The sequence below is a fragment of the Deltaproteobacteria bacterium genome, assembly GCA_016178705.1.
GTDB lineage: Bacteria > Desulfobacterota > Binatia > HRBIN30 > JACQVA1 > JACOST01.
The window spans coordinates 151,617-172,840 of record JACOST010000014.1 but is presented as its reverse complement, the minus strand read 5'-3'; the positions used below and the strand labels follow the sequence as shown (position 1 = coordinate 172,840).

Genomic DNA, 21,224 nt, shown 5'->3' with positions numbered 1-21,224 from the left:
CGTAGGTGGCGCAGCAGTAGGTGGCGATGGAGCATTGAGAGCTGAAGGTCGCGCCGCAACAATCCGCGCCTGCGACCCTCAACTTTGAACGTTCGATCGCGTCAAGCCTGGTCCCCCCAGAACCGCCCGGCGAGGTCCTCGTCCTCCCTACTCGCCGGGCGGACCGCTCTTCTGCCCGGCCTCTGTCGCCGGCAACACGACTTTCGGATCGACTGCAAACACGAGAAACGCATCGCCCACCGAATCGATCAAGTGCGCGGTGCCGTGGGCGTTGGCCTCGCGCAACCAACGGTACGTTGCAACGTCGTACACGCCGACGAGCTCGGAGGCGCGCACCACCACGAGGCCGGCGCGCGGCTCGTAGCGCGCGTCGAGGAAGTACGTTCCGGGCTGCTGACGCTCCTCCCACCGCCACAACTCGAAACGCGCTTGGTCCCAATCGAGATTCGAATCCGCCAAGTAGCGATACGCGTTCACACGCGAGCCAATGAGTTGATTGAAGTACGACAGATAGTGCGGGCAATTCCACGCCGCTTCAATGACCGCGAGCACGCCGAGAGCGGTCGCGAGCTGGCGCCAGCGTCGCGGGCGCCCATGATCCCACGCCGCGCCTGCTAACAGCGCGGTGAACGGAAACACCGGCAAGAGGTAGCGCAGTCCCACTTGCGAGTTCAGGCCATAACTCATCTCGATTGCGAACCACGCAATCGGCGCCAGCCACACCAGGTCGGTGTAGCGGCGATGCCACCGCCACGGTCGCGCGAGCACGAGTAGCAGGAACGGCAGTGGTGTCTTGAGTGCGGTCGCGATCAGATAGAACGACGGCAGTCCGTGCTCACTGAGCGTGCCGAGCAAGTACACCGCGCCGCCGGCGGTGCGATCTTGATCCTGTTGCAGCACCTGGTCGAGGCCGGTGAGATACTCGTACGGCAGTGGCAACGCGACGCCGCCGATCCAGCCGCGCAGCGCCTGCATCACGCGGCTCGCGCACGCCAACTCGTTTAAGTTCGTTAGTGGATGCTGAAACGCGAAGCCGGCACTCAGCACCACCGTCGCAACCAGGCCCGTCAGCACGACGGCGCTGAGAGCCGCCTGCGCCACGCGGATTTTCGATTCGATCGGTTCCGCTGTCAGCGTCCGAATCCCCACCATGATCAGGGCCAGCGGCGCCAACGCCGCGGCCGAGTACTTGGTCAGCAGCGCGAACCCGCAGGCGAGGCCGGCGAGCAGGATGCGTTCGATGGTCGGGTCGAGTAGTCCGCGCGCCAGCGCATAGACCGCGGCGAGGACAGCAAAGGTGGCTGCCGCGTCGGTGGTCGCCGCGGCGGCGTGTCCGAGCAACGTCGGCAGAAACGCGATCAACAATGTCGCGCCCAGCGCGCCGCTCGGCCCGTACACTTCGAGCCCCCAGGCGAAGACGAGGACACCGATGCCGAGATAGAAGAGCGCGGTAACCAGGCGACCGCCGTACACCGGCAGATTGTCCACGATGTAGCTGCGCTCGCGCGTGTGCAGCGCTGTCAACGACAGCGCGCGCTCGGCGAGGCGGCGATCGAGCCCCAACCAGTTACCGATCCGCTCGGGCAGCGCGGCCAGCGCCAGCACCGGTAACTTCGACGCTTCGAACGGGCCCGGCCGAACGAAGTTGCCGTCAAAGACAATGCGATGACCGAAGGCGTAGCTGTAGGGTTCGTCGTCGGTGAGACTCGTGCGAAATATCGTGATCCCAATCAATAGGCTGCCAAGCCCGACTACAGCACTGGCCCAACGGCGGGCGTGGGCTCGACTCATGAGGCGCGAACGCCGGCGCGGCTCAGGCGGCCTCTCCCGCGTCGTCGGGCGGACCGTAGAGCCGCACCGGCACGATTTGACGGCAGGTAGGACACGAAAATTGTTTGATCACGGGATAGTTGATGACGCTGTCGGCGATCCGCCGCAAGTACGCATCCCGCGCCACCACACAACACGACTGCAACTCATCTGCCATGGGAGACTCCGCGCGCGCGATCCTGCCGACAATCCGGATCGGAATCAAGCCAAGGTGGGAGCGGCCCTCCCTACTTCCGTTGGAAGCGATCGACGGCGCGATTGTGCTCGGCCAGGGTAGTGGAGAACTGATGCGTGCCATCGCCGCGGGCGACGAAGTAAAGGGAGTCGACGGCAGCCGGTTGCAGTACCGCGGCGAGCGCGGCGCGTCCCGGATTGCAAATCGGACCCGGCGGTAAGCCTGGGATGGTGTACGTGTTGTAGCGAGTCGGCTGGCGCAGCTGGGCCTTGGTCAGATTGCCGTCGAAGGCCTCGATGCCGTAGATCACTGTCGGATCCGACTGCAAAGGCCAGTGCGAACGCAAGCGATTGAGAAACACGGCGGCCACCAGCGCCCGCTCACTCGGCGCGCCGGTTTCCTTCTCGACGATCGATGCCAGCGTCACCCAGGCTTGGACCGTCAGGTCGCGCTGGCGCCGCAGCGCATCCAACTCGCTCGCCACCGCGCGGAACCGCGCGACCATGCGCCGAATGATCTCTGCGGGCGCGTCGCTCCATTGCGCTGCGTAGGTGTTGGGGAACAAGTAGCCCTCCACCCCGCTCGCCGGCAGATCCAAATCGGCGAGCAAGTTGGGGTCGTGCGCCGCGAGCATGAACGCATCAACGCCACCGAAACCTTGCGCGGCCCAGATCGCCGCGATCTGCTCGGCCGTGCTGCCTTCGGGTATGGTGACGCGATGGAGCGCCGCCAGCGGGGAGCGCAGCAGGTCGAGTACCTCGATCGGCGTCAGCGCGCGCTCGAAGCGATAGTCGCCGGGACGCACCTGACGATCGAGCGCGTTCACCCGCGCCCACAGCGAGAGCAGCCAGCCATGGCGCAGGATGCCGGCCGCTTGCAGGCGGTTGGCCACCGTGCGGAAGTGGTCACCGGGCGTCACACTCACCACCACCCCAGCCACCGGCAGCGGCTGTGACCGGTGCAGCTCGCGCCACGCAAGCTGAGCCGCTCCCGCCACAACACCCGCGGCCATGACTAGCAGCACCACGATGCTCACCAACAGTTTGCGCACGGCGGTCAAGATAGCGGAGAAGGTCGGGGCAACGCCACGTTTACCCCGGATTGATCATCACCGGCGGCGCAGCGGTCGCGTTGAAGACGCGAGCAGAGACGGGTTACCCATCGAGCAGCGCTAGCCCGCGGGCAAACTTCGACGCCGGCGACAGACGCAGTCCGAATCGTGCCCGGAGCAAGCGCGCGATGCGCGCTACGTCACGGCGCGATCCGGCTTTCGCTTCGATCTCGACCTCGTCGTAGGTTTCTCGCCGGCCAGTCGGCACCGCTAGGCGTACGTGATCGAGCGCCAACTCAGCGAGGGCTTGCTCGCCATGCTGCGGAAGGACATCGAAGAGACGCCGGTGAATGTCGGTGACGAGAATCGGCCGCAAGCCGTGCCGCCCGATCAACGCGCCGAGCCGCGCGCGCAGCGGCCCGGCCGACACGACGAACGGGAATCGCGGGGCGGCGGTTAGGGGAACGGTCAACTCGGGGCGCTCGTGAATCATCCCACGAACGCGCCCCACCCACTTCGCTGTCATCTCCCAACGCCGTCCCCGCCGGCGCAAGCGCAACGCCACGCGGTGATGGGCGAGCGTCAGCTTTGGTGTGTCCAAGTAGAGCGAGTGCAGCCGTGCAGCGCGCCGCGGGCGCAAGCGGTACGACCCAAGGTGGTCAAGCCGCGCAATGAGGTCGAGAGCGACCTCGGACGGTACGAGGAGCTTGGCTTCGATCTCCACAGGCACTCGCGCGGCGGCCACACATCACGCTCGCGACATCTCACGTTCGCGACATCGGCGCTTGCCATTGCCAAAACTGAATCAGCACACCGTGCGCGCTGCGCGGCGAGATGAACGCGGTCTGGCGGCCAGCGCCGAAGTCTGTGCGGTCGACGATACGTACGCCATCGGTTTCGAGCTGGGCGAGCAACGGGTCGAGCCGGTCGACATCGATCGAAAGATGATGAAAGCCTTCGCCGCGCTTGGCGAGAAAGCGCGCAACGAATCCGGACTGCTCCCCCTTGGCCGGCTCGATCAGTTCGATCTTGTAACCATTGAGCCGAAGGTTGCACAACGCGAAGCTACGGTCGTAACCCCCGTGCTTGGCGCCGCGACGCTTGACCGGAAAGTAGCGGCGAAAGAATGCGAGCGCAGCGTCGATGTCATGTACCGCGATCGCCGTGTGATCGACCCGCATCGTGACCGCCTCGCCCGAGCGCAGCCGCAGCATGGCGTGGTTGGGGCGCTCGGGCACCTCGATGTGCGGCACCTGCCAAAACTGGATGAGCGTGCCGTGCGCGCTGCGCGGCGAGATGAACGCTGTCAGGTCGCCGTCACCGGCGTTGAAGCGATCGACGATGCGCAACCCGTCGGCTTCCATCCGCTGTAGCAGCGGGGCGAGGTCGCGCACTTCGAGCGACAGGTGGTGCAGGCCCTCGCCGCGTTTGTCGATGAAGCGCCGCACGAAACTGTCGGGACGTGTGGCTTCGATCAACTCGATCTTGAAGTCGCCGACGTAGAAATCGCACCAATTGAAATCGGGCGTATAGCCGGGACGCTTGTCGACCCCCATCGCGATCGGCAAGCAGCGGCGAAAGAAATCCAGCGCTGCGTCGATATCGCGGACGGCGATCGAAACGTGGTCGACTCGCATCGCCCGTCGCCTACTGAATCCGCAGCACGACTTTTCCGAAATGCACGCTGGCATACACCACTCGGTGGGCTTCGGCGGCGCGCTCGAGCGGCAGCACCCGATCAATCACCGGCCGGATGCGGCCGGCCTTGAGCGCCTCACCGAATCGTTGCCCGAACGTGCGGACGATGACGGCCTTCTCGTCGACCGGGCGAGTCCGCAACGTCGAACCGATCACGCGCAAGCGTTTGAGCATCACCATCGCGAGATTCACTTCCGTGCGCGCGCCGCCGGTGAGGCCGATGATCACCAAGCGACCATCGAGCGCGAGGGAGGTGAGATTGGACGCGAGATAGCTGGCGCCGATGGAATCGAGCACGACGTTGACCCCCTTGCCGTCCGTGGCTTCCTGCACCGCAGCCGCGAAGTCCCCGCTGCGGTAGTTGATCGCGACATCGGCGCCGTGCTCGCGACAGCGCTGACACTTCTCGTCGCTGCCCGCGGTTACGATGACCCGCAGCCCCGCTTCTTTGCACAGCGTGATCGCTGCGGTGCCGACACCGCTGCCGCCGCCGTGGACGAGCACGCTGCCACCCGCCGGGGGCTCGCCCAACATGAAGATGTTGAGAAACGCGGTGAGAAACACTTCCGGCAGGGCCGCCGCTTCGACATCGGACAGCGCCGCCGGCACATGCAGTGCTGAACCGGCGTGCACCACCGCTTCAGCCGCGTAGCCACCACCCGGCAGCAGCGCCATCACCCGGTCACCTGCTTGCCAACCGCTGACGTTGGCGCCGACTTCGAGCACGCGACCGGCGCATTCCAAACCGAGAATCGGCGACGAGCCCAATGGCGGCGGGTACATACCTTGGCGTTGCAACAAGTCGGCGCGATTCACTGCCGTCGCGCTCACGCGGATGCGCAGGTCGGCGGGTCCCATCGCCGGCGCTTCAGCCTCGCCGATGCGCAGAACGTCCTCGTCTCCGGGTTGCTCGATGACAATGGCTCGCATGCTTGGTGTCTATCTCACCGCCGCCGGGCGTTGGCAACCACGGCAAAACTGTCGTGGCGAAGCACCTTGCGAAGCGTCTGGCCAAACGTCTTGCATTTCCGCCCGCCGTCACGCTATGCGGGAGATCAGCTATGGCGGACATGAACACCAACCCGCGCGAACGCTTCGTCGAGTTGTCGCGGGCACCGGACGATCGCATCGATGTCGCCGAAGGCGCGTTGCTGATTGCCGCGGAAGCCTATCCCAACCTCGATATCGCGGCGTATCTGCAGCGGCTCGATGCGTTGGCGCAGGAAGCGCGCGAGTTCATCGGCGCAACCCCGTCCGGCCCGCAGTACGTCGAGCGGCTCAATCAGTTTCTGTTCGTGCACAAGCGCTTCGTCGGCAATCAGAAGCATTACTACGATCGTCGCAACAGCTTTCTCAACGAAGTCCTCGACCGCCACACCGGGATCCCGCTCACGCTGTCGCTCGTCTACATGGAGGTGGCGCGGCGGCTCGGCCTGCCGGTGCGTGGCGTCGGCTTTCCCGGGCACTTTCTCGCCAAATACGATGGCGAAGAGGAGATCATCATCGACGCCTTCTTCGGCCAAGTGCTCAGCGAGCGGGAGTGCCACGAACGCTTGCAGAGCGTGCTCGGCCCCGACGCGCCGTTCGATCGCCGCTACCTGCGCGCCGCCACGCCGCGCGAAATCCTCGTGCGCATGTTGGGCAACCTGAAGCAGGTGCACATCAACGCGCACGAATTCGAGGCCGCGCTCTCATCGTGCGAGCGTATTCTCCTGCTCGCGCCCAACGCGCCGCAGGAGCTGCGCGATCGCGGGCTGATCTACCAAAAGCTGGAGTGTTTCGGTCCGGCGCTCGCCGATCTCGAACGCTTTCTGAAACTCGCCCCCAACGATGAAACCGCCGACACCATCCGCGAGAACCTCATCGGCCTGCGTCGCCAAGCCGCGCAAGTTCATTGAGTGGAGTTGAAAGTCGAAACCTGAAAGTTCAAAGCCAGATGCTGGCCTTCGGCTTTGAACTTTCGACTTTCAGCTTGCAACTCTGCCCATGACCACCGTCGCGGCCGGTGTGATCGTGCGAGCCGGCGCAGTGCTCGCGTGTCAGCGTCGCGCCGACGGCCATCATCCGCTCCAGTGGGAGTTCCCCGGCGGCAAGGCGGAACCGGGCGAATCGATCGCCGCCTGTTTGCAGCGCGAACTGCGCGAGGAACTCGGCATCGACGCCGAGATTGCCCGCGAGTTGTGGTTCACTGAGCATACCTACCCCGGTCGTGAGCCGATCGGGTTGCACTTCCTGCTGGTGTCGGCGTATCGCGGCGTGGAGACGAATCGGGCGTTCGCCCAAATCCGCTGGCTGCCGGTCCATGCGTTGGCGGCGTTGGCGGCGCTCGACTTCCTCGCCGGCGACCGCGAGTTCATCGCCCGCCTTGCGCGTGGTGAGATCAGCTTGACTGCGTGAGCGTGCTCTCCATCGCGATCCTTCCGATCGGTTTGCTGTACCGTGTTTTAGAATCACGATGACGGACTCCTGCCAAATTTCTCTCTCCTTCGAGAGGCTTCGGCAAAATGAAGGCCCTCGATACGATTGCTGCGCGATCTACTCGGGCAAACGGCTGCCGAAATGGTACGAGAGAGAAACCGTTTCCCCGAGTAGCAGGACCGAGTAGAAGCCGAAGGCTTCGTATCGAGGGCCGCGTATCGAGGGGCTCCACTTCCGGAAAAGCCGCGCGTCCTTGACGAAACCCGGGCGCTGATGAAGAAGTGTCGTCACCCTGTCCGCGAAGGAGATTCCCATGCCCGTCGATCTCAGCGCTGTCGGCAAGCAACTTGCCCCCACCACGTTCACGTACGGAGAGAAGGACGTCATGCTCTACGCGCTCGGCGTCGGCGCCGGCACGGACGAGTTGCCGTTCACCTACGAACGCGATCTGAAAGTGTTGCCGACCTTCGGCGTGATCCCCGCGTTTCCCGCGCTCTTCGCCATGGGCAACGTGATGCAAGTCAACCCGATGATGGTGCTGCACGGCGAGCAGCGCATCGAGTTGTTCGCGCCCATCCCGACACGCGGCACGTTGACATCGACGCCGACGATCAAGGGTATCTACGACAAGATCAAAGGCGCGCTCATCGTCGTCGACGCCGACACGGTCGATGCGAAGGGCACGCTGCTCTTCCGCAACACCTTCAGCACCTTCGCCCGCGGCGAAGGCGGGTTCGGCGGCGATCGCGGACCCAGTGGTCCGAAGAACGTACCGCCGCAACGCCCGCCCGACGCCGTGGTGGAGATGAAGACGTTGCCGCAGCAAGCGCTGATCTATCGCTTGTCCGGCGACATGAATCCGCTGCACGCCGATCCCGACTTTGCAAAGATGGGTGGTTACGATCGCCCGATCTTGCACGGGCTGTGCACCTTCGGCCACGTCGGCCGCGCCGTGCTGCAGACCTACTGCGGCAACGACCCGGCGAAGTTCCAAGCCTTCGACGTTCGCTTCTCCGGCGTGGTCTTCCCCGGCGAAACCATCGTCACCGAGATGTGGAAGGAGAACGCGACCACCATCATCGTCCAAGCCCGCACCAAAGAGCGCGGCGAGGTGGCGATCTCCGCCGCGGCGGCGACGGTTGTGGGGTGAGGGGCGACCCCCTGCATTCACGGCGGAGGGGACCGGAGCGTGCCGGTATCGCCGCGCCAGGAGTTCCCTCCTCTGCGAACACTTCCGTGAGCGGAGGAGGGTCAGGGAGGAGTTTGTCCGAATTCGTGGGCACATTGTCATTGCCGCCAATCGCGCGCGACGCCATAGTGGGCGTATGACACGGCGGCAAGCGGGCAAGAGAACACAAACGCAGAACGCGACTCGGCGCGTGGCGTTGGTCGCGTTTCCCGGTGTGCAGATCCTCGATGTCACCGGGCCGCTCGAGGTCTTCGATCAAGCGGCGCGCTGTTTGCGCGAGCGCGGCAGGCGTACCGATGCTGCGTATACGATCGAGTTGTTGGCGAGTAAGTCGGGGCCAATCACCGCGTCGTCCGGGGTGCGACTGGTTGCCGATCGCAGGCTGCGCGAAGTGTGTGGCATCGACACGCTGCTGGTCGCCGGCGGAACCGGCACGGCGGCGGCAATTCGAGACGCCGCACTCGTGCGCTGGTTGCAACTTATGGGGCCACGCGTGCGCCGCATCGGCTCGGTGTGCTCCGGCGCATTCATACTCGCCGAGGCAGGCCTGCTCGACGGCCGCCGCGCGACCACCCACTGGGCGTGGTGCAAGGAGCTGGCGCAACGGTACCCGCGCGTCACGGTCGATCCCGACCCGATCTTCGTGCGCGACGGCAACATCTACACGTCGGCCGGCGTCACCGCGGGGATGGACCTCGCGCTGGCGCTTGTCGAAGAAGATCACGGACGCGAGCTGGCGTTGCGGGTGGCGCGCCAACTTGTACTGTTCCTGCGGCGGCCCGGCGGGCAGTCGCAGTTCAGCGCGCAATTGGCCGTGCAAGCCGCCGACCGCGAGCCGCTGCGCGAATTGCAAGCGTGGATCGCCGATCATCTCAATCGGGATCTGTCTGTGGAAGCCTTGGCCGATCGAGTCGCCATGAGTCCGCGCAACTTCGCGCGCGTGTTCACGCGCGAGGTCGGTGTGACGCCGGCGCGCTTTGTCGAGCAGGCACGCGTCGAAGCCGCGCGGCGACGCCTCGAAGAGTCGGCGCACGGGGTCGACGCGATCGCGTCTCAGTGCGGGTTTGGCACCGCCGAATCGATGCGACGCGCCTTCTTGCGCCGGCTGCGGGTCGCACCCAGCGCCTATCGCCACCGCTTTGCGAGTGTGTCACCGCCGAGTCTGTCACTACATTGAAGCGCCATGCACAAGCAGTGGCCCCTCGATACGCAGCCCTCGATACGAAGCCTTGGGCTTCTACTCGGTCTGCTACTCGGGGAAACGGTTGCTTCTTCACGGCCACACAATCTGATTGCCTGAGTAACGCCGCATTGAAGGGAGAAGACGATGTCGCTCACCACGGGGATTCTACTGTTCAACGACGCCGAGGAACTCGACTGGGCTGGGCCGTGGGAAGTGTTCACGGCCGCCACCATGGTGAACGCAGGCGACCGCGTAGTCACCATCGCCGAGACCATGGCGCCGATACGATGCGCGAAAGGACTGCGGGTGCTGCCCGATCACAGCTTCGCCGATGCCCCAGCCCTGGATGTCGTGCTGGTGCCCGGCGGTCACGGCACGTTGCGCGAAGTGACGAACCCGGTGCTGCTCGGATGGCTGCGCAAAACGGCGGCGCGCTGCACCTGGGTGACGAGCGTGTGTACCGGCGCGCAGTTGTTGGCCGAGGCCGGGATCGCCAAGGGCAAACGGGTCACGACCCACTGGAGCTTCATCGAGGTGCTGCGAGCACGCGGCGATGTGACAGTGGTCGAGCGCGTCCGCTACGTGCGCGACGGCAACGTCGTGACCTCAGCCGGCGTTTCGGCGGGCATCGACATGGCGCTGTGGCTGGTCGGCCAGATCCACGGCGTTGATGTCGCCAGGCTGATTCAAAAAGGCATCGAGTACGACCCCGCGCCCCCGTACGCAGCCGACGCGTGAGCCGGCACAGGCAAGATGTCTGTGCCACCATCCGACGATTCACGACTCACGAACACGAGTCACGACCTCAGATGTTGTACTCGATCATCGGCTTCTTCGGTTTGTGGCTTTCGACGTAGCGGCGGACGCGCGGCAGGGCGAGTCCGAGACGACGCTCGACGAGATAGACGATCGCCAGCACGCCGGTGGCGACGGTGGCGGGAAACACCGAGCCGAAGCGGCGATCCGGACTAGTGAAGACCATCTGCACGGCAATGAAGAACATGAAGAAGCCGAACAGCCGGCGCATCAACGGCACTGGAATGCGATCGACGACAAAGGCACCGGCGTAGGCGCCGACGACGAAGCCGACGCAGATGAGGCCGACAACCGAGAAGTCGATGTACCCCCGCCGGTAGTATTCGAGCGCGGCAAAGATCCCAACCGGCGGGATCAACACGCCGAGCGACGTGCCTTGGGCTTGGTGGGGCGTGAAGTCGAACAGAAATATCAGCGCCGGCACCAGGAAGATGCCTCCGCCCAAGCCGAGAATCCCGCTGAGCGTGCCGACGACCAAACCAAGTAGAACGAGCGTCATACCGCCTCCCCTGCTCACGTTGGTGTTGATGCGATGATCGATGGAATGCGTTCGGCGATCTCTTCCGCGGTCCATCGCCCGCGCGTCGAACGGATCGGCGGACCCATCGCGGTCGTCACCGTAGCGATCTCGCCGCGCGCCACGCGGAACACTTGACCGGTGACTCCCGCGGCCGCGTCGGACGCCAGGAACACCACTAATGGCGCCACCGTCGCCGGGTCGAGCGCATCGTCCTGATCGTTGGCGAGGTACTGCGCCGACATCCGCGTGCGCGCGAGAGGCGACAGCGCGTTGCAGATGATGCCGGCGTCCTTCCCTTCGACCGCCGCCACGCCGGTGAGGCTGATGATCCCGCCCTTCGCGGACGCATAGTTCGCGGTCCCGGCAGACGGCGCGTAGTAGGCGCGGCCCGATGTGGTGTTGATGATCCGCCCGCCGCGGCCGGCCGCGCGCATGGCGCGCATGGCGGCACGGGTGCAGAGGAAGGTGCCACGCAGGTGCACCGCCAGCACGTCGTCAAAGTCGGCGTCGCCCATCGCTTCGATCGGACGGCTGCGCACGATGCCGGCGTTGTTGACGACGATGTCGATACGTTGAAACAGCGCCAGCGTCGAATCGACGAGCCGTTGCACGGCGGCCGGATCCGCCACCGAATCGGTGTTGGCAATCGCGTGGCCGCCGGCGCGGCGAATCTCGTTGACGACCGCGCCCGCACTTTGATCGCCGGGCGCGCTGCCATCGAGCCGGACTCCCAGATCGTTGACCACCACGCACGCACCGGCGCCCGCCAACGCTAACGCGTACGCGCGACCGAGCCCGCGCCCGCCGCCGGTCACGATCGCTACTTTGTCGTCGAGGCGAATCATTTGCTTATCGCGCTCATACGCTACTGCCGATCGGGGCGCGGCGGAAGCGCAGGACGGCGAATCCCACGAAGAAAACAGTGGCGAACGAGATCGCTATTCCGATGCGATGACTCGCTGGTGCGTATTGCATCACGATGCGATGAGCGCCCGCGTCGACGAGTACGCCACGCGCGAATCCGTTGACGCGCACGATTGCCGTCGGGGCGCCATCCACTGTGGCCTGCCACCCGGGATAGTACGTGTCGGTCACGACCACCACTCCCAGCGTCTGCATCTCAGCGAGCAACTCGATGCGCTCGGGGAGATACGACTCGATGCGCACGCTGCCCCCCATCGCCGCAGGCAGGCCGACGGGTAGCGCGTCGCTTCCAATCGCAACTTCGGCGCTCGGATCGTCGGCGTTGAGCAAATGAGTCACGGCCGCGTCGGCCGTGGCGACGACGCGCACAGCGCGCGGAACGAATGCGCGCGGAACCCGCGGCGCGACTTCGTAGACAAAGGCGTCGCGCGCATCGGTCGGTATCTGACGCAACACCAGGCCCGGCCGATCCAACGGCTTTGGACTGGTAACATACGCCACGTTGAAGGCACCGAGCAGCACTGCGGCGCGTTCGCGCGGCGCCTGTTCGAGCAACGCTTCGAGGCGCTCGTGGTCGCGCAGATTGATCGCGGCCGGCACGTTGACGTTGCCGATCAGATGAAAGCCGGCGTTCTGCATCAGCAACAGGTTCTGCTCTTGCACGAAGCTGTCGGGAAACGCGGGCACATCGGGACGACCGACGCCGTCGCTGTAGATGCGCAGCGGGTCAGCCCCGTGCGCCATCGCCGCGAGTGCGCGCGGCGGCCGGCGCACGTCATTCCACGCCATCGCCGGTAGCAACGCCGCATTGACGCGATACAAATCGGCGGCGACGAGGACGACGAACGCTACACCGGCAACCGCCGGTTGCGTGCGCGCAACCAACGCAGTGGCAGCAACCAGGCCGAACAACATGCCGAGCACGTTCAGATCGCTGGCAAGCAACACCGCCGGCAGCGTGATCGTGCCGGCAACAACGCGACCAATGATCAGCGCGCCGATGGCACAACTCGCGGCGACGACCGCCACGCCGCGAGCACGCGATGGCGCCTGCAGAACCCCCTCCAGCCCCCGCGCCACGGCGACCGCTAGCGCCAGGTGAACGACGAGGAGAAATTTCTCGGGGTAACGGAGCATGCGCAATGGTGCGACGTGTTCGATCACCCACAGATACCCCGGCAGATATTGTCCCAGCGCCAACAACAGGCACGCGATCGTGATGCCGCCCCACCACGCGCGCTGGAAGCGTGACAAACGGGCGAAGGCTGCGGGCAGTAGCGCCAGCACCGCGCCAGCATAGAGCGTGAGCAGCCACGGCGCGCGCGCGAAATCGCCTTCCCACAAGGCAGCGGTCTCGTGAAATTGCCCACCAGCATCGACGTAGTGACGCGGCAGCGCGAACGCCAACACGCCGAGCGGATGCAGCGAGTAGTCGACCACCCCTTCGACGTTGAGTCCGCCCAAGCGCGATGAATGCAGCAGGTACTCCGCAAGCGGGACGAGCTGCACCGCGCACAACCCGAGCGCGACGACGTTCGCGGCAGTCAGCGCCGCCATCGACGTGCTCCAGCGCGGACCGGGTCCGCTGTGCGAACGGTCGATCGCGCGGGCCAGCACCAACAGGTTTGCGAACACCACGAACTCCGGCATCGCGCCGAGCACCGCAACCGCGAACGCGATGCTCAATCCCGCTAGCGCGGCGGCGGTGCGACGCTCACACCACACTTCGAACGCAAGAATGATCCACGGGATCCATATCGCGGACTGCAAACCGTTGAGCAAGTTGTCCAACGCCACCAGCGTTCCGCCGAAGCCGAACACCAGCCCACCGAGTGTTGCCGCCGGCAGCGACAGGTTGCGGAAGCGCAGGAGCGCAAACATTCCACTCGCCGCGATCAGGTGGTGAAGGGCGATACTGACGTTGAACCCGAATGGTTCGCGCAGCGACCGGAGCAACCAATTGATCGGATAGTAGACGCCGGTCTCGATATCCGCAGCGAAGGGTTTGCCGAGCACCGCAAACGGATCCCACAGCGGCGGCCAACTGAACGCCGCCAGCGTGCGCGCGGCGTGATCGATGGTGAGAAAGAGTGTGTACGCGTCGCGGAACACCACCACACGATCGCCGAACAGCTGATCGCGATAGAAGAAGACCGTGTACGTGATCAAGCCGAGCACGAGCGTGAGCGAACGGCGACGACGCATCACGCGAGGCCCAGCCGCACAAACTGATCGTCGGGCGCGTCGATCTCCTGGAGCGCGACACGCAGGTGCTCCGCCGCGTCCTTCTCGCGCGCTGAACCGGCCAGGTTGCGCGCTTCGCGCGGATCGTCGCGAAGATCAAACAGCAGATTGCCGGCGAACTCGGAGTACGCCCAAAACGGGAGGAAGTCGCCGTCGACGAATGGCTGGCGGATGACCGGCACGCTCGTACCCGGCATGTGGTCGAGAACGGCGCGCTGGTCGAGCAATGGCAGGCGCAGCTTGGGCAGGTTCGGCACGGGCATCGTCGACCAGCGATTCGACCACATGCTGAGCGGCGCGTTGGCGCTCACCGGCGCGCGCGCGTACTTGGTCGCGCCGTCGATCAGATGGATCTCGCGCCCCCACACGCCGGACAGTACGCGGTCGCGCACCGAGTGCACCTCGCCACGGATCAATGGGATCAACGAGCGACCATGGGTCCGATGACTGACAGGCGCGCCGAAGAGATCGGCGAGCGTCGCGAACAGATCAACGCTGGTGGTCAGCGCCGTCTGGGTCCCCGACTCGATCCCCGGCCACGCAATCATCAGCGGGATGTGCCCGAGCGGTTGGTAGATCGGCACGCCCGGTTTGCCCCAGATGTCCTTCTCGCCAAGGAAGTGGCCATGATCGGTGCAAACAATCACGGCGCAGTCGGCCCACAGATGATTGCGGTCGATGGCGTCGAGCACGCGGCCGAACCATCGGTCGATCATCGTCAGCTTGCCACCGTAGCAGGCGCGCACTTGCCGCGCCTGCGCGGGCGTGAGCACGCCCTTCTCGATGGCGCCACGCACGTACGGCGGCCAAATCAGATGCGGCCCTTGCCACGCGGTGTCATACATCGACGCATACGGTTCCGGAGTATCGAACGGCTCGTGCGGATCGAATTCATCGACGAACAACAGGAAGCGGTCGTGAAAGCGGGCATGGTCATCGAGCCACCGCGCCGCGGCCGTCATCGTGCGCGGACCGGGAAAATCGGCTTCGTCACGAAAGTAGCCGCGCGAGTTGTCGTAGTGCGTATGGCCACGGCCGAACGACGGTGCGCCGACCCAACTCGGATCGGGCCGCGTCTTCCAGGGATCGCTCTCATGACCGCGCTGGTAGTCCCACGCGGCAAAGTCGCAGTGGTAGTTCTCACCGCCGGTTTCGAACAGATGTGGATGGTCGGTTACCAGCACCGTGGTCACGTCCGCGGCGCGCAACGATGCCGTTAGCGGCTGTTCCCAAATCTCGATCGAGCCCCACGGCTTCCATGGGAAGTCGAGTGCGCCGCACAGAATGTCGTGCCGCGCCGGCATGCATGGCAGCGAGCCGGCGTAGTGCTCATCAAAACGAACCGCGCGGCGCGCGAAGCGGTCGAGATTCGGCGTGTCGAACTCCGTGCCGCCGTAGGCGCCGAGCAGGTGGCGATTGAGGCTGTCGAGCAACATCACAATCGCGCGCTTGGGGGCGCTGGGGGTCGTCGGATCCATTTGGCGGGTTCCCTCTGCAAGCAAATCCATAGCACACACCGGCGCGACATGATGAAAAGCGTTTCCGAGCGCCCGCCTGTGCCTGCTACACTACCGCCGTGTCTCTTGAGTCCGACACGCCACCGCCGCGGCACAAGCCGAGCATTGAGCTCACCCGGCCGCAACGCATCGCACACCGGCGCGGCGGTACGTTCATCCTGATCGCGGCTCTGCTCGGCGTTGGCGTTGCGGCATGGTGGCTGATGAAACCGGCGCCCCCGCCACCAGCCGCCGAGTCGGCGACTGAACAGCCATTGCCCCATGTGGAGCCGGGGCGCTTTACCGCTGCCGTGACACACTTCGCCGGCGACGCCGGCAATCAGCAGGCGCAGTTGATCGTCAACGCGTTGCTCGGCGTCGGCGACGGTCGCGCCGTGCAGTTCGACCGTACGATTGGAGTTGACGATGGCGCACCGGTGGCCGATCACGACACCGCCCGCAAACTGCTCGCGCAGTCGGGCGCCTCGGTACTCATTTGGGGCGCGCTGTCGACGCGCGAAGGCGAAATGTCGCCAGACCTCTACTGGACGCTCGCTGCCGAGCTGCAAGATGGCGGGCGCTGGGGACGCTATCAACCGCCGGAGACGCTCCACCTGCCATTGATTGGAGCGAGCGACCTCGCCGATCTGCTGCGCCTGCTGGTGATCACGCAAGCCGCGGAGTTCCACGCGAACGAGGGTGCAATGGACGACGCGTTTCCCGCGATCCTCGACCGCGTGCGGGCGTTCGCCTACGGCAGCCGACAACGACCCGGCATGAGCAAGCGGGCGCGCATCGACGTGCAGTTCGTCCTCGCGTACGTGTTGGCCGCGTACGGCGAACAGACCCAGCAGACGAAGCTGGTGCAGGAGGCGGTGACGCTGTACCGCGAGTTGTTGGCCGGACGCCCGGCAGATGCCGAACCGCTGCGTTGGGCCATGCTCCAGAACAACCTGGCGAACGCGCTGTGGATGGTCGGCGAACACGAAAGTGAATTGCCGGTACAACGGGCCAATCTCGAGCGCGCCCTGGCCGTCCTGCAGAGCGCGCTGCTCGATGTGAGTCGCGAGCGCACCCCGCTGGCGTGGGCAATGATCGAGAGCAATCTCGGCATCGTGTTGACGTCGCTGGGCGTGCGACAAGTGGGACCGAACCGGCTCGAAGCCGCGGCCGCGGCCTTTCGCGATGCGCTGCAAGAGCGGACACGTGCGCAGGTGCCGTTTGCGTTCGCCCTCACGCAGACGAAACTTGGTGACGCGTTGCGTGAACTGGGCACGCGCACCAAGCAGGCGGCGGTGGTTTGTCGCGCGGTCGACAGCCATCTGGAAGCGTGGCAAGCGCTGACCGCGGCGGGAAAGCCGCCAGCGACGCGGGTAACGGCAGCGGCCGACGCTGTCGCGCGCGACTTCGCCGTGATGAAGGAATCGTTCCCGGCGCGCGACGCGGAGAACTGTCGCGCCGTCCACTCCGCTGGCTTACAGCAGCTGGAGCGAGGCGCTGCGACATGATCCGCGCGCTGCGACTGCTCGCGGCGTTCGTCATTGTCGGCGGCGCGTTCGTCCTCATCCGGACGTATTCGGCGTATCAGAGCGTCGCGGTCAGCGAACCAATGGAGGTCGTGGTCAGGCGCATCACCTCGCTGCAGTATCAAGTCGACGGCTTTGGGCGCCTGTTGCAGGGCGCGCGCAACGCGCGCGACAACTCGCGCACGCCCAAGGAACGGCTGCAACGGCTCTACACGATCGAGGAGGGGTACGTCAAAGCCGCCCACGGCTTGGTCGAGGCCATCGACGACCCGAAGACCACCATCGCTCTGCAGAGCATCTTTCGGCCCGGCGACAAGATGCCCACACAGCTGAAGGAGCTGCGGGATTGGTTGTCAACCGAGCAGGGCGAGGAGCATCCGCTGCTCTCCATCGATCAGGGCGTCGATCGCAAACTCGCCGCGTTGACCACGCACTTCGCCATGTACCGAGAGTGCCTGCGGATCGGAAAACGCGACTTCGGTTACTTGCGCACCGACATCGACGGCTGCATCGGCGCCCGGCAGAAGGGCTTGGAGCCACTCCCGTGACACCAGCGGCACAACCGCCGCGATGCGTGAGCTGGTTCAGCAATTGCGACTATGCTTGACGGCGATGCGACGGCGCCCGGCCTGGGCGCAGCCAGGCGAGTGCTGGCGATCCTCCTCGTCGTCGGTCTGCTCTTTCTGTTCAGCCGAATGTACAGCGGCTACCAACACGCCGCATTCGACCAGATCCAAAAGACGATTGAGGAGATCGCACCGTTGCGCGACCAACTCAGCGGCCTTGCGAGCACCGTGCGCAACGCCCAGTACGCGCGCGAGCATGCCGCCAGCCCGCGCGCGCGTTTGCAGAGCCTATATGAAGCCGAGCGCCAGTACCTGCAGAGCGCACAACGCATCGGAGTGAGCATAGGTGACATGCAGTCGACCGGTGCCTATCGTCGCGTGTTTCAGCCAGAGGACGCCGCGTCAAAGAACTTGACGGCGCTGCGCGAGTGGCTCGACAGCGAGCGCGCCGAGGATCACCCGTTGCTGCCTGCCCACGACCAGATCGACCGCAAACTCGCGATCCTCGCCGCGCATCTCGCCATGTACGACGAGTGTCTGCGCTTCGAGGCGATCGAGTTCCGGCGGATTCGCACGGCGATCAACGCCTGCGTCGAGGGCAAGGCGCGCAGCCTGGACTCGTTGCCGTGAGTCGAGTGATAGCGTCGCGTGTGTTGAGTCGATTCTTCGCCATCTGCGCGCTGGCCTGGTGTTCGGCGTGCCACAGTGCCCCGCCATCGTACTATCCGCTCACCGAAGGCATGACGTGGGAATATCAGGTCACCGTCCGCCAGCGATCACCGGAAGGCGCGACCCAGCCGCCCAAGGTCGACATCGCAGTGGTCACCAACTTGGCTCCCCAGACACTGATGGGCGTGCGCGTGACGCCGCAACGTACTGACATGGCAGGTTTGCTGCGCACGATGTTTCTGATCGAAGATGCGACCGGAGTGCGCATCTTCGCGCTGCAAGCGATGGATGCAGCCAAGCCGGAGGTCCAAGACGAGACGTCGTACGTTCTGAGGTATCCCGTAGGGGCGGGGTCCGCGTGGGCCGACAGCGCAACGACGATGCTGATGAAAGAGACCGTGTCGCTGCCGCAGACCTCGCGCATCGAGAGTGTCAACGAAACCGTCACCGTACTCGCCGGCACGTTCGCCAATTGCGTGCGCGTCACCAGTTCGGGTTCCACCGCTAAGCGGTTCAAGGATCTGGTCGGGGTCGCGCAGATTCAAGTCGAAGCCGACGCCTGGTACGCGCCCGATGTGGGGCTGATCAAGGCGATGCAACGTGAGAGCAGCAACCGCCCCGTCCTCGGCTCTGGCGACATGACCTTCGAGCTCAAGGCATTCAAGCCCAGGCGCTCCTGAGCAGCCGTCCGGTCTTTCTCGCACCACAAACATAATATTGTGCCCGAGTTCGGGCAAATTTCTTGAATTCCCTAGGGCAACGTGGTCTTCTTGCGCCATGGAAGCCGCCGCCGACTTGGACGAACTAGTCGCGCACCTCGAACGCACGACGCGCATGAACCCGACTGAGGCACGCCGGTTGGTGGCGGAGGTGGTGACGTACTTCTCCGACACGATCGAGCGCTTCGTGCGGCGACGCCATCAGGAACTCCAAGTCGAGCAGTACAAGAACGACGAGATCTTCGAGCGCATCGCGGCCGAGCTGTGTGCGCGCCGCTTCGCCGCGCCACCGCTGTCGGCGCGCCAAATTCGCCGCCTGATCTACGGCTAGACCAAAGGGGGCACCATGTGTGGCATCGTTGGCTACGTTGGCAAACAAGACGCGACACCGATCTTAATCGCCGGCCTGCATCGGCTCGAATACCGCGGCTACGACTCGGCCGGGGTAGCCGTCATCGGCCGCTCTGGTCTCAAGGTGCACAAGGCGGCGGGGAAGATCCGCCAACTCGAAGACACGCTGCCGAAGCGAGTGAAGGGCACCGTCGGCATTGGTCACACCCGGTGGGCGACGCACGGTGAGCCGAACGATGTCAACGCGCATCCACACTCGGACTGTACTGGGCAGATCGCGGTTGTGCACAACGGCATCATCGAAAACGCCGCCGAGCTGCGCACCCAGCTCGAAGCCAAGGGCCACGTGTTCCACTCCGACACGGACACGGAGGTGCTCGCGCATCTGATCGAAGCGATGGGCGACGGGGACCTCCACCGCGCCGTGTGCCAAGCACTCGCGGCCATCGAAGGCACCTACGGCATCGCCGTGGTCGATGCGCGCCATCCCGATCGCATCGTCACGGCACGTAACGGTAGTCCGGTAGTGATTGGGCTCGGCGAGCACGAGATGTTCGTCGCCTCGGACGTGGCCGCGCTGGTGCGGCACACGCAACAGGTGGTGTACTTGGACGATCGCGAAGTGGCTACGGTCGACGCCGACGGCTATCACACCAGCACCCTCGACGACCGGCCGACGCAGAAGAGTCCCGCCACCGTGCAATGGGGCTACGAGGCTTACGATCGCGGTCCGCACGCACACTTCCTGCTGAAGGAAATCATGGAACAACCTGAAGCGTGCGAGCGGACGCTCAAGGGTCGGCTCGATACGCAGTTTCAAACCGCTCGCCTCGGCGGCTTGAATCTGACCGCGCGTGATCTCCTCGATATCCGCCGGATCAAGATCCTCGGTTGCGGCTCGGCGTACTACGCTGGCATCGGCGGCGCGCACCTCATCGAGCGGCTCGCGCGCGTGCCGGCGGACGCCGAGGCCGCCTCGGAATTCCGCTACCGCAATCCCGTCATCGAAAATGACACGCTCTACATCGCCGTGAGTCAATCCGGGGAAACCGCCGACACCCTGGCAGCTGTGCGCGAGGTGCAGCGCAAGGGCGGCCGCGTACTCGGCGTCGTCAACGCGGTCGGCAGCACCATTGCGCGCGAGTGCGATGGCGGCATTTACATTCACGCCGGTCCTGAAATCTCCGTGGCCTCGACCAAGACCTTCGTCTGCACGCTGGTGGCGTTCTCACTGTTGGCACTGCATCTCGGACGGATTCGCGATCTGTCGCCGTCCGACGGCAAGCGACTGGTCGACGCACTGCATCGGCTACCTGAACAACTGCGCGAAATTCTCCGCGACAGCGATCGCATCAAATCCATCGCGCTCAAGTATGCGCAACGGAAAAACATGTTCTTCATCGGCCGCGCGAGTGGATACCCCGTGGCGCTGGAAGGGGCGCAGAAGTTGAAGGAGATTTCCTACATTCACGCCGAGGCCTATCCAGCGTCGGAGCTGAAGCATGGGCCGCTCGCGCTGATCAGTCCCGAAACACCGACGGTGATCGTGTTGCCACGCGACGAGCTGTATGAGAAGTCGCTGTCGTCACTCGAGGAGATCCGCGCCCGCCGCGGGCCGCTGATCGCCGTCACCCATCCGGGTGATGAAGGTCTACCGACTAAAGTCGACGATCTGCTGGTGGTCCCGTCCACCGAGACAGCGCTCAATCCGATCCTGTTGACGATTCCGTTGCAGCTCTTCGCCTATCACTGCGCCGTGGCGCTCGGGCGCGACATCGATCAGCCGCGCAACCTGGCAAAGAGTGTCACGGTGGAGTGAGGGCGTGATCCGTGCTCGGGGCTCGTGACT

At 65.0% G+C, this 21,224-nt stretch carries 21 protein-coding genes; 11 read left to right on the top strand and 10 right to left on the bottom strand.

Translation table 11 applies throughout. The features are described 5' to 3' along the window. Positions 1-147 precede the first annotated feature (147 nt). From HYR72_08975 to HYR72_08950, 6 genes are all read right to left on the bottom strand, one after another. Positions 148-1,791, bottom strand: a complete 1,644-nt coding sequence (locus HYR72_08975) for a glycosyltransferase family 39 protein (GenBank protein ID MBI1815097.1) — start codon at positions 1,789-1,791, stop codon at positions 148-150. Between the two features lie 22 nt (positions 1,792-1,813). After that, on the bottom strand, positions 1,814-1,987 hold the full coding sequence (locus HYR72_08970; GenBank protein MBI1815096.1) for a hypothetical protein: 174 nt from the start codon (positions 1,985-1,987) through the stop codon (positions 1,814-1,816). 70 nt (positions 1,988-2,057) lie between these two features. Continuing rightward, on the bottom strand, positions 2,058-3,056 hold the full coding sequence (gene mltG, locus HYR72_08965; GenBank protein ID MBI1815095.1) for an endolytic transglycosylase MltG: 999 nt from the start codon (positions 3,054-3,056) through the stop codon (positions 2,058-2,060). Between the two features lie 103 nt (positions 3,057-3,159). After that, entirely contained in the window at positions 3,160-3,801 is a 642-nt protein-coding gene (locus tag HYR72_08960) for a CYTH domain-containing protein (protein MBI1815094.1), read from the bottom strand. A gap of 19 nt (positions 3,802-3,820) precedes the next feature. Next, positions 3,821-4,693, bottom strand: a complete 873-nt coding sequence (locus HYR72_08955) for a VOC family protein (GenBank protein MBI1815093.1) — start codon at positions 4,691-4,693, stop codon at positions 3,821-3,823. Positions 4,694-4,703: 10 nt separating this feature from the next. Then, a complete protein-coding gene (locus tag HYR72_08950; GenBank protein MBI1815092.1) occupies positions 4,704-5,684 on the bottom strand; it encodes an NAD(P)H-quinone oxidoreductase in 981 nt (326 codons plus the stop codon). A gap of 131 nt (positions 5,685-5,815) precedes the next feature. On the opposite strand from HYR72_08950, the gene HYR72_08945 reads away from it, so the two are divergent. From HYR72_08945 to HYR72_08925, 5 genes are all read left to right on the top strand, one after another. Then, a complete protein-coding gene (locus HYR72_08945; GenBank protein ID MBI1815091.1) occupies positions 5,816-6,652 on the top strand; it encodes a tetratricopeptide repeat protein in 837 nt (278 codons plus the stop codon). Between the two features lie 88 nt (positions 6,653-6,740). After that, the gene (locus HYR72_08940; GenBank protein ID MBI1815090.1) at positions 6,741-7,151 is read left to right on the top strand and encodes an NUDIX domain-containing protein; all 411 of its coding nucleotides are present in this window, start codon (positions 6,741-6,743) and stop codon (positions 7,149-7,151) included. A gap of 334 nt (positions 7,152-7,485) precedes the next feature. Next, positions 7,486-8,322 carry a MaoC family dehydratase N-terminal domain-containing protein gene (locus tag HYR72_08935; protein MBI1815089.1) on the top strand — a complete coding sequence of 279 codons (837 nt, stop codon included), beginning with the start codon at positions 7,486-7,488 and terminating at the stop codon, positions 8,320-8,322. A gap of 175 nt (positions 8,323-8,497) precedes the next feature. Beyond that, on the top strand, positions 8,498-9,538 hold the full coding sequence (locus HYR72_08930; protein ID MBI1815088.1) for a GlxA family transcriptional regulator: 1,041 nt from the start codon (positions 8,498-8,500) through the stop codon (positions 9,536-9,538). A 150-nt stretch (positions 9,539-9,688) separates the two neighbouring features. Continuing rightward, positions 9,689-10,282, top strand: coding sequence for a DJ-1/PfpI family protein (locus HYR72_08925; protein ID MBI1815087.1), 594 nt, complete (start codon positions 9,689-9,691; stop codon positions 10,280-10,282). A gap of 67 nt (positions 10,283-10,349) precedes the next feature. On the opposite strand, the gene HYR72_08920 is transcribed toward HYR72_08925, so the two are convergent. From HYR72_08920 to HYR72_08905, 4 genes are read right to left on the bottom strand one after another with little or no spacing between them, the layout of a single operon-like run. After that, positions 10,350-10,859: a sulfite exporter TauE/SafE family protein gene (locus HYR72_08920; protein ID MBI1815086.1), complete on the bottom strand. Its 510-nt coding sequence runs from the start codon at positions 10,857-10,859 to the stop codon at positions 10,350-10,352. 14 nt (positions 10,860-10,873) lie between these two features. Beyond that, a complete protein-coding gene (locus HYR72_08915; GenBank protein MBI1815085.1) occupies positions 10,874-11,725 on the bottom strand; it encodes an SDR family NAD(P)-dependent oxidoreductase in 852 nt (283 codons plus the stop codon). 13 nt (positions 11,726-11,738) lie between these two features. Further along, positions 11,739-14,012, bottom strand: coding sequence for a YfhO family protein (locus HYR72_08910; protein ID MBI1815084.1), 2,274 nt, complete (start codon positions 14,010-14,012; stop codon positions 11,739-11,741). Continuing rightward, on the bottom strand, positions 14,009-15,526 hold the full coding sequence (locus HYR72_08905; GenBank protein ID MBI1815083.1) for a sulfatase: 1,518 nt from the start codon (positions 15,524-15,526) through the stop codon (positions 14,009-14,011). Before HYR72_08905 ends, HYR72_08910 begins: the two co-directional genes overlap by 4 nt. Positions 15,527-15,624: 98 nt before the next feature. Between HYR72_08905 and HYR72_08900 the strand changes: the two genes are divergently transcribed. From HYR72_08900 to glmS, 6 genes are all read left to right on the top strand, one after another. Further along, a complete protein-coding gene (locus tag HYR72_08900) occupies positions 15,625-17,052 on the top strand; it encodes a hypothetical protein (GenBank protein ID MBI1815082.1) in 1,428 nt (475 codons plus the stop codon). Continuing rightward, positions 17,049-17,618: a hypothetical protein gene (locus HYR72_08895; protein ID MBI1815081.1), complete on the top strand. Its 570-nt coding sequence runs from the start codon at positions 17,049-17,051 to the stop codon at positions 17,616-17,618. The genes HYR72_08900 and HYR72_08895 overlap by 4 nt, the downstream gene beginning before the upstream one ends. Before the next feature lie 51 nt (positions 17,619-17,669). Beyond that, positions 17,670-18,266: a hypothetical protein gene (locus tag HYR72_08890; protein MBI1815080.1), complete on the top strand. Its 597-nt coding sequence runs from the start codon at positions 17,670-17,672 to the stop codon at positions 18,264-18,266. Beyond that, positions 18,263-18,985 carry a hypothetical protein gene (locus tag HYR72_08885; protein MBI1815079.1) on the top strand — a complete coding sequence of 241 codons (723 nt, stop codon included), beginning with the start codon at positions 18,263-18,265 and terminating at the stop codon, positions 18,983-18,985. Before HYR72_08890 ends, HYR72_08885 begins: the two co-directional genes overlap by 4 nt. Before the next feature lie 97 nt (positions 18,986-19,082). After that, positions 19,083-19,355: a hypothetical protein gene (locus HYR72_08880; protein MBI1815078.1), complete on the top strand. Its 273-nt coding sequence runs from the start codon at positions 19,083-19,085 to the stop codon at positions 19,353-19,355. Positions 19,356-19,370: 15 nt separating this feature from the next. Next, the gene (gene glmS / locus HYR72_08875) at positions 19,371-21,194 is read left to right on the top strand and encodes a glutamine--fructose-6-phosphate transaminase (isomerizing) (protein MBI1815077.1); all 1,824 of its coding nucleotides are present in this window, start codon (positions 19,371-19,373) and stop codon (positions 21,192-21,194) included. Positions 21,195-21,224: the final 30 nt, after the last annotated feature.

What these genes read in the sequence shown, in the direction of transcription:
- HYR72_08975 (MBI1815097.1), bottom strand. Translation starts at nt 1,791, where the DNA reads ATGAGTCGAGCCCACGCCCGCCGTTGGGCCAGTGCTGTAGTCGGGCTT.
- HYR72_08970 (MBI1815096.1), bottom strand. Translation starts at nt 1,987, where the DNA reads ATGGCAGATGAGTTGCAGTCGTGTTGTGTGGTGGCGCGGGATGCGTAC.
- HYR72_08955 (MBI1815093.1), bottom strand. Translation starts at nt 4,693, where the DNA reads ATGCGAGTCGACCACGTTTCGATCGCCGTCCGCGATATCGACGCAGCG.
- HYR72_08950 (MBI1815092.1), bottom strand. Translation starts at nt 5,684, where the DNA reads ATGCGAGCCATTGTCATCGAGCAACCCGGAGACGAGGACGTTCTGCGC.
- HYR72_08945 (MBI1815091.1), top strand. Translation starts at nt 5,816, where the DNA reads ATGGCGGACATGAACACCAACCCGCGCGAACGCTTCGTCGAGTTGTCG.
- HYR72_08940 (MBI1815090.1), top strand. Translation starts at nt 6,741, where the DNA reads ATGACCACCGTCGCGGCCGGTGTGATCGTGCGAGCCGGCGCAGTGCTC.
- HYR72_08935 (MBI1815089.1), top strand. Translation starts at nt 7,486, where the DNA reads ATGCCCGTCGATCTCAGCGCTGTCGGCAAGCAACTTGCCCCCACCACG.
- HYR72_08930 (MBI1815088.1), top strand. Translation starts at nt 8,498, where the DNA reads ATGACACGGCGGCAAGCGGGCAAGAGAACACAAACGCAGAACGCGACT.
- HYR72_08925 (MBI1815087.1), top strand. Translation starts at nt 9,689, where the DNA reads ATGTCGCTCACCACGGGGATTCTACTGTTCAACGACGCCGAGGAACTC.
- HYR72_08920 (MBI1815086.1), bottom strand. Translation starts at nt 10,859, where the DNA reads ATGACGCTCGTTCTACTTGGTTTGGTCGTCGGCACGCTCAGCGGGATT.
- HYR72_08915 (MBI1815085.1), bottom strand. Translation starts at nt 11,725, where the DNA reads ATGATTCGCCTCGACGACAAAGTAGCGATCGTGACCGGCGGCGGGCGC.
- HYR72_08905 (MBI1815083.1), bottom strand. Translation starts at nt 15,526, where the DNA reads ATGGATCCGACGACCCCCAGCGCCCCCAAGCGCGCGATTGTGATGTTG.
- HYR72_08895 (MBI1815081.1), top strand. Translation starts at nt 17,049, where the DNA reads ATGATCCGCGCGCTGCGACTGCTCGCGGCGTTCGTCATTGTCGGCGGC.
- HYR72_08890 (MBI1815080.1), top strand. Translation starts at nt 17,670, where the DNA reads ATGCTTGACGGCGATGCGACGGCGCCCGGCCTGGGCGCAGCCAGGCGA.
- HYR72_08880 (MBI1815078.1), top strand. Translation starts at nt 19,083, where the DNA reads ATGGAAGCCGCCGCCGACTTGGACGAACTAGTCGCGCACCTCGAACGC.
- glmS (MBI1815077.1), top strand. Translation starts at nt 19,371, where the DNA reads ATGTGTGGCATCGTTGGCTACGTTGGCAAACAAGACGCGACACCGATC.